Here is an 11931-nt window from a genome sequence, read left to right on the forward strand (position 1 = left end):
CAGGAGCGATCAGCGGCGACCGAAGGAACGGGGGAGGGGCGCCGCTGATCGCTCCTGGGGGCACACTGGAGGAAGAGCCGTCGATACTCACGAGGGGGTGTCGAAGGTGACACGTCGTGCGGGAGTGCGGCTGTGGCGGTGGCGCCGGAATCCGCTCAGGCGTACCAGCGACCTCGTGGAGGCATGGATCCTGCTCGTCGCCTGGGTCCTCGCCGTGGTCGGCGGTGTGCTGGCGGGGGTGCTGACGGCGGGTGCGATGCAGCGGAGCGCGGACCAGGTCCGCAGCGCGACCCATGAGCGTTCGGCCGTGCTGACCCAGGAGACGCCCTACGGGGCGTCCCGGCCGGCGAACAGTGCGCTGAAGTGGGGGACGGTCCGCTGGACGGATCCGGACGGCTCGGTGCACACGGACCGGACCAGGGTCCCGGCCTCCGCGGCGCCCGGCACCCATGTCACGGTGTGGACGAACGGGCGCGGCGCCCTGACCTCCCCGCCTCCCTCCCGGGCCGACAGCACGTTCCAGTCCGCTCTCGGCGGCCTGTGGGCGGGCGCCGCCGCCGTGGGCGTGGTCGTCGGCGGCACCAGGCTGGTGCGGTCCCGGCTCGAGCGCCGCCGCCTCGACCAGTGGGACGAGGAGTGGGCGCGCGTGGACACGCCCTGGGGCTGGAAGACCGGCTGACGACGGCCCCGGGCCCCTCGGGGCCGGTCGGCGGCGGCTTCGGGGAACGTCCGGAACCGGCCGGCGACGGCCCCCGGGCGCGGTCCCGCGGAACTGATCGCCGTACACTTTGGGTCCGAACGACCGGGCGGGCGGTACCGGCCTGTCCGACGCGGCGACCAGTGAGGGAGTGTCCGTGCCCGGCCAGCGTTCCATCACCGAGGCGGAGAAGCTCGCGCAGGCCAAGCTCGGTGGCATCCGCGTGCGCCGGGAGCGGATGGCGGCGGTGGCCAACATCTACCGGGCCGCCTCCGCGGTGCGCCAGCACCTGGAGAACTCGGTGCTGCGCGACTCGGACCTGACCTGGACCGCGTTCGTCGTGCTGTGGGTGGTCTGGGTGTGGGGCGAGTCGGAGACCCGGCACGTCGCCGAGGAGGCCGGCATCTCCAAGGGCACCCTGACGGGGGTCTCCCGCACGCTGGAGTCGCGCGGACTGCTGCGGCGCACCGGCCATCCCACGGACGGCAGGCTCGTGCTGCTGGCGCTCACCGACGAGGGCGAGGACTTCATGAACCGGGTCTTCCCGGCGTTCAACGAGGAGGAGGCCTTCGTGACCTCGCGGCTGGACGACGAGGAGTGCCGGAGCCTGGCGGAGATGCTGCGGCGTGTGGTGCTGCAGGTGGAGGAGCACGGCGAGGACCGCCGCCGGTCGCTGCTGAACGGCGCGGATCCGGCGCCGCGCCGCAGCGGGCGCCGCGCCAGGAGGTGAGCCGGCCGGTTCACCGGGCCCGCGGCCGCCGGGCCGCCTCCACCAGCGCGTCGAACAGGCGCTGCTGCGCCGGGTCCTCGTGCGCGGTGTCCTCGGGGTGCCACTGCACGGCCGCGAACCAGCCCGTGCCGCCGGTGAGTTCCACTCCCTCGATCGTGCCGTCGGCGGCCCGTGCGGTGACCGTCAGGCCCTCGCCCAGCCGGTCGATGTGCTGGTGGTGGTAGCAGGAGGCCTCCACCTTGTCGGCGCGGGTGATCTCCGCCAGGGCCGAACCGGGGGCGAGACGGACGGGGTGCCGAAGGTGCCGGTGGTCCTGTCCGGGGCCGCCCATGTCCTGGTGCAGCGTGCCGCCCAGCACCGTGTTGACCACCTGCAGGCCGCGGCAGATCGCCAGCAGGGGCCGGCCCGACTCCAGGGCCCGGCGGGCCGCCTCCAGGTCGAAGGCGTCCTGCAGGTCGTCGACGTCGTAGACGCTGTCGTGGGTCTCGGCCGCGCCGTAGCGGTGCGGGGCGATGTCGCCGCCGCCGGGCAGCAGGAGGCCGTCGAAGCGGGCGAGCCGCGCGGCGACGTCGTGCCCGGCGGGGTCCGCGGGGTGGACGCTCACCGGTTCGCCGCCGGCCCGCCACACCGCCTCGGCGAGGGCGCGCGCAGTGACTTCGGCGGCGAAGCGCAGCGCGGAGGTGGTGACGGAGAAGCGGGCGGGGATCGCGATCAGGGGGCGGATGGTTCGGCTCACAGCTGGATCCAGGTGGTCTTCAGTTCGGTGTACTTCTCCAGGGCGTGGACGGACTTGTCCCGGCCGTTGCCCGATTGCTTCATGCCGCCGAAGGGCACGGTGAGGTCGCCCTCCTCGTAGCAGTTGACCCAGACGGTGCCGGCCCGCAGCGCCCGGGAGACGCGGTGGGCGGTGGACAGGTCGGAGGTCCACAGGCCGGCGGCCAGTCCGTACTCGGTGGCGTTGGCGAGTTCGATCGCCTCGTCGATCCCGTCGAAGGGCAGGACGGACAGGACCGGGCCGAAGATCTCCTCGCGGGCGAGCCGGCTGCCGGGGTCGACGCGGTCGAAGACGGTCGGCTCGAGGTAGGTGCCGCCGCTTGCGGTCAGGATCCGCTGTCCGCCGGTGCGCAGACGGGCTCCCTCGCCGACGCCGCACCGGATGTGCTCCAGTACGCGCTCGAGGTGGGCCTCACCGACCAGGGCTCCCATCTCGGTGGCCGGGTCCAGGGGGTCGCCGACGCGCAGCTCGCGCGCCCGTGCCACGACCGCGTCGGTGACCTCCTCGGCGATCGAGGAGTGCACCAGCAGCCGGGAGGGCGCGGTGCACATCTCGCCCTGGTTGAAGAAGATGCCCCAGGCGGCGGTGGCGGCGGCCTTCGCCAGGTCGGGGGTGTCGGGCAGGACGATGTTCGGGGACTTGCCGCCGAGCTCCAGCCAGACCCGCTTGAGGTTGGAGTCGGCGGAGTAGCGCAGGAAGTGCCGGCCCACGGCCGTGGAGCCGGTGAACGCCAGCACGTCGACGTCCGGATGGAGGCCGAGGGCCCGCCCGGCCGCCGGTCCGTCGCCGTTGACGACGTTGAGCACACCGGGCGGCAGTCCGGCCTCGGTGGCGATCCGGGCGAGCAGCAGGGCGGACAGCGGGGAGTTCTCCGAGGGTTTCAGCACGACGGTGCAGCCGGCCGCCAGTGCGGGAGCCACCTTCCACCCGGCGAGGGTGAGGGGGAAGTTCCACGGCACCACGGCACCGACGACTCCGGCCGGCTCGCGGGTGACCAGGGCGAGCGCGTCCGGTGCGGTGTGCGGGGACTCGTCGGCGAGCTTGTCGGCGAGCTGGCCGTACCAGCGGAAGGTGTTGATCACTGCGCGCAGTTCTATGTCGTGCGCGTCGGTGATCGGCTTGCCCGTCTCCAGGGTCACCGCGAGGGCGAGTTCCGCGCGCCGCTGCTGGAGGAGATCGGCGACGCGCTGGAGGACGTGGCCGCGGTCGGCGGGCGCCCACCGCGGCCACGGTCCCCTGTCGAAGGCACGGCGAGCGGCGGCCACGGCGGCGTCGACCTCGGCGGCGCCGCCGTCGGCGACCTCGGTCAGCACCCGGCCGTCCCGGGGGGAGACGACGGCGAAGGCGGCGCCGCCGCCGGCCTCCTCGGCGCCGTCGATGTAGTGCGCGCGGGGCGGCTGGAACTCCCTTGCCCGGCGGAGCCATTCGTCGTGGGTGACAGTGGACATGCGGTCCTCCAGACCACGTTGACCGTGCGATCGTTCAGTCGTGCGTTCGCCGCGGAGCGGGAAGGGGGGTCATGGCGTCGTCCGGCGCCCCCGCCCGGTCCGCTCGTTCACCGCGCCGGCCACCAGCACCACGGGCACCAGGAGGGTGAGACACACGGCCGTGGTGACCGATCCGCCGATGAGCGTGGTGAAGTTGGCCAGGATCAGCCAGATCGCGCCCGCCAGGCCGAGGGCGCCCAGCGCCGGGGCGACCAGGGTGTTCCACAGGCGGGGGTCCAGGCGCTCGCGGCGGAAGAAGACGACCACCGACACCGAGGTCAGCAGGTACAGCAGCATCATCGCCAGGACGGCGACGCCGCTGAACCAGGAGAAGAGGGTCAGCACCGGGTCCTTGCCGGTCAGGGCGAAGGGGACGACCAGGGCCAGGGCGGCCGCGGTCTGCACCCAGCCGGCGGCCGACGGCGCCTGACGGTCGTTGAGCCGGCGCAGGCCCCGCGGCAGCTGCCCGTCGCGGCCGAGCGAGAACAGGTAGCGGTTGGCGGAGTTGTGGAAGGTGAGGATGCCGGCGAACAGGGAGGTGGCGAGCAGGACCGGCAGCACCTCGTTGACCCAGCCGCCGAACTGGGCGGCGACGGGGACGAAGACGAAGCCGGCGGAGTCGCCGTCGGCCAGTGCCTCCAGGGCGGCCGCGGGCGCCCCGGAGGCGCCGTGGGCGGAGATCAGCATCCAGGAGGTGAGTGCGAAGAAGCAGGTGACGACGAGCACCGACAGATAGGTGGCCCGCGGGACGGTCCTTCTCGGGTCGCGCGCCTCCTCGCCGTAGATCGCGGTGGCCTCGAAGCCGAACATGGACGCGACGGCGAACATCAGGGCGACGCCCGGCGCGCCCTGCAGCGCCGCCGCCGGCGAGAAGCTGTCGGCCAGGCCGAGCCCCTCGGGGCCGCCGCCCTTGGCCAGGGTGACCAGGCCGAACACCAGCAGGATGCTGAACTCGGCCGAGACGAGGACAGCCAGCACACGGGCGCCCATCTCGATGCCCAGGGCGCCGAGCACCTTCACCACGGCCATGGTGAGCAGCGCCCAGACCCACCACGGCAGTTCCAGGCCGGTGTGGTGGGCGGCCAGGCCGCTGACGATCGATCCGTACAGGCCGTACATCGCCGCCTGGATGGCGCAGTACGAGAACAGCGCGAGACACGCGCTGCCGGCTCCGGCGGTACGGCCGAGACCGGTGCCGATGTAGGTGTAGAAGGCGCCGGCGTCGACGACATGCCGTCCCATGGCGACGAAGCCGACCGAGAACAGCAGGATCATGGCGCCCGCCAGCACATAGGCGGCGGGGGTGCCGGCGCCGTTTCCGATGGCGACGGAGATCGGGGCCGCCCCGGCGATGCCGGTCAGGGGGGCCTGCGCGGACAGGACGAAGAAGAGGATGCCCAGAACGCCCAGGGCATTGGGCTTGAGCGTGGCTGCGGTGGATGTGTCCCGCGCGGTTCTCTCCGCGGAGACGGTCTGGCTGTCCACTCGGATTCACCTGCCTGAGATGGGGAGGATCGTTTCAGGCCAAACGAGTTGCCCCATCGTGTGGGCGGCACTGTCCGTTTGACAAGGGGTTGGGGGACGGCAATCCGCGCGGATCGCCGGTTCTCATGCCGCCGAGGCCCGCGGCCCCGTGCGGTGCGCGCCCGGGCGCACGGCTCAGGCGCCGTCCGGGTCCGCGGCAAGCCGCCCGAGCAGGTCGCGCAGCCGGGCGAGGGCCTCCTCGGTGACCTCGCGCTCGCCGAACACCAGCTGGTGCAGCACCAGGCCCTCCAGGGCCGCGAAGACCAGCCGGTAAAGGCCCCGGTCCACCGGCCGGGACAGCATCTGGGACAGCTCCCGCCGGGTGGCCTCGAAGTACTCCTCGTACAGCTCGCGCAGATGCGTCAGCAGCTCCTCGCGGCGGCGCGCCTCCAGCAGCAGCTCGTACTGGAACGCCTGCAGGTCCGGGCCGGACTCCACCATGTCCGCCAGCCCGGCGGAGAAGTCCGCGGCCCGGCCCGTGCCCGGCTCGAGCATGCTGCTGTTCATCGATACGCGCACGGCGTGGGCGAGCGCCTCCTCGATCAGCGCGTCCCGCGACCCGAAGTGGTGCACCACGAGCCCGTGGGTGACCCCGGCCTCCTGCGCCACGGCCCGGTAGGTCAGCCTGCGCAGCCCGCCCCGCGCCACCACGCGCACGGCGGCGTCGAGCAGCGCCTGCCGTCCGGCCCCGTAGGTCCGCGTCCGCTTGCGCGGCTGCCTTCGGCCGGTCCCGGCGGGCTCTTCGGACTCCACGGTCCCGTCGGGCCCGGCGGCCTGCGCACAGGCCTCCGGCTCCGACGGGTTCGCGGTCCCTGCGGGGTCGGTCATGGGCACGACCCTACCGGTGCCGTGCCGGTCAGCGGCGGGGCGGCCTGATGCCACGGAATTCCCAGTCGCCGCCCAGCGCGGTGGACAGGACCTCCTCGGACTCGGTGGGCTGGGCTCCCACGTCGGTGCGGACGGGGGTCGGGCCGGTGACGATGTGGTTGGTGAGCCGGCCCAGTCCCTCGACCTCCACCTCGACGACGTCGCCGGGCCGGACGGGCCGGGAGTTGGCGGGGGTGCCGGAGAGCAGCACGTCGCCGGGGCAGAGGGTGATGGTGCGGGCGATGTCGGCGACGAGGTAGTGCATGTCCCAGGTCATCTCGTCGGTCGAGCCGTCCTGGACGACCGTGCCGTTGACGTAGGTCCGCAGCCGCTTGCCCCGGAAGTCCCAGTCGGTGACCAGGCCGGGGCCGAGCGGGCAGAGGGTGTCGGAGCCCTTGACGCGCAGCATGGAGCCGGCGTCGGTGTCCCGGAAGTCGTGCAGGCCGTAGTCGTTGGCGATGGTGTACCCCGCGATGTACTCCCCGGCCTCGGCCGGGGAGATGTTGCGGGCGGTCCTGCCGATGACGATGGCGACCTCGCCCTCGTAGTTGAGCCACTTGCAGCCCTCGGGGCGCACGACGGCGCCCTTGTGGGCGTTGAGGGCGGAGACCGGTTTGTGGAAGTAGGTCGGGGTGTCGGGCAGGCTGATCCGGAACTCCTCCACCCGGCTGCGGTGGTTGAGATGGACGGCGATCACCTTGGAGGGGACGACCGGGGGCAGGTGCTGTGCGTCGTCGGCCCTGACGCGGCGGCCGTCCCCGGCGACCAGCTCGTCCCCGTCGACGGTGACCTGGACGGCGGCGCCGTCGAGAAGGATGCGGCGGTACTCGGGCATGGCGGACCTCTCAGGCGGGCGTGCTCGGGACGGAGGAGGCGGACGGGCCGGCGCCGGTCCAGCCGCCGGCCGGCCGGTCGAACCACAGGTGGACCTGGCCGGTGCCGATGGAGTTCTCGTACTCGCCGTACTGACGGGCCCTGGCCACGCAGTTCCGCTCGCCGAGCGCACCGGCCATCATCAGGTAGTGGAAGAACTTCGCCTCCGGCTTGTGCTTCCAGAACTCGTCCATCGTGTCGAGGACCCTGTCGTGGCGGCCCTCCTTGAACCAGGCGATGCGCTCGTGGTCGGCCTCGCGGGCCTCGGGCGTGAAGATGTGCGACGGGTCGCTGGCCTCGTGGTCGCGCAGCTCGCGCAGCGGCCAGAAGGTGTGCGACAGGGCACCGGAGGCGATCAGCAGGACACGCCGGCCGGGGGTGGCGGCGACGCCGTCCGCGAGAGCGCGGCCCAGGCGCAGATGGTCCTCCATGTCACCGGTCTGGCAGACGCCGATGGTCACCCACCGCTTGCCGGGCAGTCCCTCGCCGAGGTACTTCCACAGGTTGACCGTGGCGTAGAAGATCGGCAGGTACTCGTCGTCGACCGCCGTGATCCAGGTGCCGTGCTTGTCGGCGAACGAGGCGATGTTGTGCGCGAGTTCGGGGTCGCCGGGGAACTCGTACGGCATCCGGCACATGCCGCGCGGCAGCTCCTCGGAGGTGAACAGACCGGCGCGCCGGTGCTGTGCCGTGACGACGAACTCGACGGTGGTCGCCCAGTGGGAGTCCAGGACGACGACGGTGTCGTAGTCGTCGCGTTCGAAGACGTCCCGGCGCAGCTGCCGCAGGCCGGTGACGAGGGTGATCTCCTTGCCCTCGTTCAGCTTCAGCCGCTCCTCCTCGGGCAGCACGATGGTGGGCACGTGGGCGAGGAGCCCGGCCCCGACGATCTCACCCATGGTCCTTGAACCCCTTCGGTGCGGTGACGGTGTTCTTCAGGTCGCAGTAGAAGTCGAAGCTCCAGGTGCCGCCCTCCCGGCCCATGCCGGATTCACGGGAGCCGCCGAAGGGCGCCCGCAGGTCGCGGACGAAGAAGCAGTTGACCCAGACGGTGCCGGCGACGAGCCGGGCGGTGACGCGTGCGGCGCGCTCCCGGTCGCCGGTGGCGACGGTGGCGGCCAGCCCGTAGCGGGTGCCGTTGGCCAGGCGGACGGCCTCCTCCTCGGTGGCGAAGGTCTGCAGGGTCAGCACGGGACCGAAGACCTCCTCCTGGACGATCTCCGAGTCCTGGGCGACGCCGGTCAGCAGCGTCGGCGCGTAGTACAGGCCCTCCTTGCGCCGGCCGCCGACGACGGCCCGGGCCCCGGCCGCGAGCGCCCGCTGCACGAAGCCGTCGATCCTCTCCAGCTGGCGGGGGTGGACGACGGGCCCGATGTCGGTGGCCTCGTCGCGCGGGTCGCCCTGCACCAGCCGGGACGCCCGGTCCACGAAGCGCCGTGTGAACTCGTCGGCGACCGACTCCTCGACCAGCAGCCGGGTGGCCGCCAGGCAGACCTGGCCCGCGTTGTCGTACTGCTCCACCGCGAGGTCGACGGCGAGGTCGAGATCGGCGTCGGCGAAGACCAGCAGCGGGGACTTGCCGCCGAGTTCCAGGCTGAGCGGGGTGAGGTTCGCGGCGGCGGACGCGGCGATGCGGCGGGCCGTGGGAACGGACCCGGTGAAGCTGATCCGGCGCACGTCCGGGTGCGAGGTGAGCGCGTCGCCGATCTCCGCGCCGTAGCCCTGCACGACGTTGAGGACCCCGGCGGGCAGTCCCGCCTCGGCGGCGATGTCGGCGAGCAGCGAGGCGGTCAGCGGGGACCACTCGGCGGGCTTGAGGACCACCGTGTTGCCGGCGGCGAGGGCCGGGGCGACCTTCCAGGTGGCCAGCATCAGCGGGGCGTTCCACGGGGTGATCAGCACACAGGGGCCGGCCGGGTCCCAGCTGACGTGGTTGGTGTGGCCGCGGGTGTCGAAGTCCTCGTGGCCGAGCTTCAGCAGCCAGTCGGCGAAGAAGCGGAAGTTGTGCGCGACGCGCGGCATGACGCCGCGGCGGTGGGAGCGCAGCAGGGCGCCGTTGTCGCAGGTCTCGACAATCGCGAGCTCCTCGAGCCGCTTCTCGACGCCGTCGGCGACGGCGTGCAGGATGCGGGCGCGTTCGGCGCGCGGGGTGGCGGCCCAGCCGGGGAAGGCGGCCTTGGCGGCGGCCACGGCCGCGGCGGCCTCCGCGGCCGTGCCGCGGGCGATCTCGCCGAGCACGGCGCCGTCGATGGGCGAGACGTCGGTGAAGGTCTCGGCGGAGGCGACGCGTTCGCCGCCGATCCAGTGCCGGGTGTCGACGGCGACGCCGGCGACGGTGGTGGTGTGGGTGTCGGTCATGTCCGGGTCTCCTGGATGTGGTCGGTGCTGTCCGCAGGTGCGTCACTCGGCGCCGGACGTGCCGGACTCCAGCAGGCGGCCGCCGTCCCAGACCACGCCGACCTGGCGGTAGTACGCGGCGATCGGCTCGCGGACCTCCAGCCGGGCCAGTTCCTCGGTGGGCGACTCGAACAGCTCCAGCTCGGCGTCGCCCACCCATGGCTGCCCGCCCTCGAAGGAGGCGGCGCCGGACTCGACCAGCTCGTCCAGGGCGAGGCCCCCGCCCTTCTCGATGGAGGGCAGCCAGCGGTGGTGGGCCATGGGGTGGGCGTTGACGAAGCCGTTGCTCTGCGACGGCTCCCGCAGGGTGACCACGGCCTGGGCGATACGGCGGTCGGCGGCGGCGAGCGTCGCGCCGAACCGGGCGCCCGCCTCGATCCGGGGAGCCGGCCCGTAGGGGTGGGGGCGGGTCTGGTGGATCGAGCCGAGCTTCTTCGGGTAGCCCTGGTGCAGTCCGCGGGCGAGGGCGAAGTCCTTGTCCACCCAGATGTAGACGCAGCGGGTGTAGGTCCGTCCCTTGTACTGGCAGCGGACGACGGCGAAGGCCTCCTTGTACTGGGCGCGCACCGGGTCCAGCAGCTCCTCGCCCGAGGCCCCGCAGGACTGCCAGTCGGCCCAGATCAGCGCCACCGCCCCGGGGTCCTCGTCGGCCGGCTCCAGGGGCTCGGGCAGCAGTTCGCGCACGCGTGCCGGGTCGGTGCGGTACTCGACGGTGAGCAGGTCGCCGGAGTAGTACCAGGGCGGGGAGGGGATCAGCGACGAGGTGCCCGTCGCCGTCTTGGGGTGGAAGTATCCGCGGACAGTGGGCATGGCAGGCGTTCCTCAGGCGGTGGGGGCGGGCAGTTCGAGCAGTTCGGCGCGGTGACGGGCGGCGGCGGCCGCCGCGGCCTGGCCGCCGAGGGCGACGACGCCGACCAGGCGGCCGTCGCGGTGGTAGCCGACGAGCACGTCCCCGTCCGGATCGCCGTCGAGGATCCGGACGTCGTCCAGGCCCAGCCCCGGCGCGCCGAAGGACTGCAGCCGGAAGTCGTGCTGGTCGCTCCAGAAGGCGGGCAGCGGGGCGAACGGGGCCATGTCCGGCTCGGTGCCGCCGAGATGGGCGGCGAGCACACGGGCGGCGTGCTTGGCGGTGTCGGTGGGGATCGACCAGTGCTCGACACGGCGGGGCACGCCGTCGTAGCGGGCGTTGGGGAAACGGGCCACGTCGCCGACCGCCACCACCTCGGGCCGTCCGCCGACGCGCAGGTGCTCGTCGGTGAGCACCCCGTCGGTGAGGTCGAGGCCGTTGCCGTCGAGCCACTCGGTGTTGGCGACCGAGCCGACGGCTTCCACCACGACGTCCGCGGGGAGCACGGTCCCGTCGTCGAGCCGTACGCCGGTGACATGGCCGGCGCCCTCGAAGCCGGCCACCCCGGTGCCGAGCACGAAGCGGACTCCGCGCTTCTCGTGCCGCCTGAGCAGGGCACCGGCGAGCAGCTCGCCGAGCGGGCCCACCATGGGCAGGGGCAGCGGGTCCACGACGGTCACCTCGGCGACGCCGAGGCCGACGGCTGTGGCGGCGACCTCGCAGCCGATGAATCCCGCGCCCACCACGACCACCCGGACGCCCGGACGGGTCAGGGCCTCGCGCAGCCCGCGGGCGTCGTCGAGAGTGCGGACGGTGTGCCGTCCGGCGAGGGGACCGGGGCAGCGCAGCCGGCGGGGCCGCATGCCGGTGGCGACGACCAGCCCGGCGTACGGCAGCGAGCCGCCGTCGTCGAGCTCGACGCGCCGCCGGCCGAGGTCGGCCGCGACGATCCTGGTGCCCAGGCGCCACTCGGCGTCGGCGACCGCGGCGCGGGGCCGGAAGGCCAGCGACGCGAAGGACGCCTTGCCGGCCAGGACCTCCTTGGACAGGGGCGGCCGGTTGTAGGGCATGTGGGGTTCCTCGCCGACCAGGGTGATCGGCCCCTGCCAGCCGGCGGCGCGCAGCTGCTCGGCGGCACGCAGGCCGGCCATGGAGGCGCCGGCCACGACGACGGGTGCGCTCACGGCTCAGTCCTCGATCCGGATGGCCTGCAGGGGGCAGACGTCGGCGGCCTCTTCGACCGCGTCGCGCAGCGCGTCGTCGGGTTCGCCGACGTAGGTCAGGTGGCCGGCGTCGTCGAAGCCGAAGACGTCGGGGGCGGCGAAGACGCACTGGCCGTGGTCCTTGCACTTGTTCATGTCGACGACGACCTTCATGGGCGGTCCTCCTCGTGCTGAGGGCGTCGGGGCGGGGGCCGGAAGAAACGGAAAGAAGCAGGAAGAACTGGGAAGGGCCGGGAAGAAGAGAGGCCGGGACCGAGGCCGGTGCGGCCGGGCCCCGGCCGGCGGGACGGGCGGATGCCGCGCCCCGTACTCGTTTGGCGCCAAACAAAATAGGAAGCGACCGGACCCGGGTCAACACCTATCCGAACGGATAATTTTTTGCGTCCGCCCCCTTGCGGCGCGGTGGCGGGATCCATACCGTTTGGCGCCAAACATTGAGCGGCCCCGCTCCCCTCCGCGGCGCGACGCCGCCCCCCCTCCCCCTCCCCCAGCGCCTGCTTCGGCCTGGGAA

General features: G+C 73.1%; 12 protein-coding genes. 2 read left to right on the forward strand and 10 right to left on the reverse strand.

Features of this window, described 5'->3' with window-relative positions; all coding sequences use genetic code 11:
* Positions 1 to 106 precede the first annotated feature (106 nt).
* Positions 107 to 679, forward strand: a complete 573-nt coding sequence (locus tag CCN35_RS21235; protein ID WP_245863326.1) for an Rv1733c family protein — start codon at positions 107 to 109, stop codon at positions 677 to 679.
* A gap of 175 nt (positions 680 to 854) precedes the next feature.
* The gene (locus CCN35_RS21240; RefSeq protein WP_067389753.1) at positions 855 to 1427 is read left to right on the forward strand and encodes a MarR family winged helix-turn-helix transcriptional regulator; all 573 of its coding nucleotides are present in this window, start codon (positions 855 to 857) and stop codon (positions 1425 to 1427) included.
* Between the two features lie 10 nt (positions 1428 to 1437).
* Here CCN35_RS21240 and CCN35_RS21245 read toward each other — a convergent pair whose 3' ends face one another.
* From CCN35_RS21245 to CCN35_RS21290, 10 genes are all read right to left on the reverse strand, one after another.
* Positions 1438 to 2163 (reverse strand): gamma-glutamyl-gamma-aminobutyrate hydrolase family protein, encoded by a 726-nt coding sequence (locus CCN35_RS21245; RefSeq protein ID WP_067389434.1) that lies wholly within the window; start codon positions 2161 to 2163, stop codon positions 1438 to 1440.
* Entirely contained in the window at positions 2160 to 3650 is a 1491-nt protein-coding gene (locus tag CCN35_RS21250; protein ID WP_086793921.1) for an aldehyde dehydrogenase, read from the reverse strand. The genes CCN35_RS21245 and CCN35_RS21250 overlap by 4 nt, the downstream gene beginning before the upstream one ends.
* A 69-nt stretch (positions 3651 to 3719) precedes the next feature.
* Positions 3720 to 5174, reverse strand: coding sequence for an APC family permease (locus CCN35_RS21255; protein ID WP_067389430.1), 1455 nt, complete (start codon positions 5172 to 5174; stop codon positions 3720 to 3722).
* A gap of 174 nt (positions 5175 to 5348) precedes the next feature.
* Positions 5349 to 6041: a TetR/AcrR family transcriptional regulator gene (locus CCN35_RS21260; protein WP_079129542.1), complete on the reverse strand. Its 693-nt coding sequence runs from the start codon at positions 6039 to 6041 to the stop codon at positions 5349 to 5351.
* A gap of 28 nt (positions 6042 to 6069) precedes the next feature.
* Positions 6070 to 6915 (reverse strand): fumarylacetoacetate hydrolase family protein, encoded by an 846-nt coding sequence (locus CCN35_RS21265; protein ID WP_067389422.1) that lies wholly within the window; start codon positions 6913 to 6915, stop codon positions 6070 to 6072.
* 10 nt (positions 6916 to 6925) lie between these two features.
* Positions 6926 to 7852 (reverse strand): 3,4-dihydroxyphenylacetate 2,3-dioxygenase, encoded by a 927-nt coding sequence (locus tag CCN35_RS21270; protein ID WP_067389421.1) that lies wholly within the window; start codon positions 7850 to 7852, stop codon positions 6926 to 6928.
* Positions 7845 to 9311, reverse strand: coding sequence for an aldehyde dehydrogenase (locus tag CCN35_RS21275; protein WP_067389419.1), 1467 nt, complete (start codon positions 9309 to 9311; stop codon positions 7845 to 7847). The genes CCN35_RS21270 and CCN35_RS21275 overlap by 8 nt, the downstream gene beginning before the upstream one ends.
* A gap of 42 nt (positions 9312 to 9353) precedes the next feature.
* Positions 9354 to 10160 (reverse strand): acetoacetate decarboxylase family protein, encoded by an 807-nt coding sequence (locus CCN35_RS21280; RefSeq protein WP_086793922.1) that lies wholly within the window; start codon positions 10158 to 10160, stop codon positions 9354 to 9356.
* Positions 10161 to 10172: 12 nt separating this feature from the next.
* Complete coding sequence (locus CCN35_RS21285; protein ID WP_067389413.1) at positions 10173 to 11381, reverse strand: NAD(P)/FAD-dependent oxidoreductase; 1209 nt, start codon at positions 11379 to 11381, stop codon at positions 10173 to 10175.
* Positions 11382 to 11384: 3 nt separating this feature from the next.
* The gene (locus CCN35_RS21290) at positions 11385 to 11573 is read right to left on the reverse strand and encodes a ferredoxin (RefSeq protein ID WP_067389409.1); all 189 of its coding nucleotides are present in this window, start codon (positions 11571 to 11573) and stop codon (positions 11385 to 11387) included.
* Positions 11574 to 11931 lie beyond the last annotated feature (358 nt).

It is taken from the genome of Streptomyces thermovulgaris, from assembly GCF_002155915.1.
Lineage (GTDB): Bacteria > Actinomycetota > Actinomycetes > Streptomycetales > Streptomycetaceae > Streptomyces > Streptomyces thermovulgaris.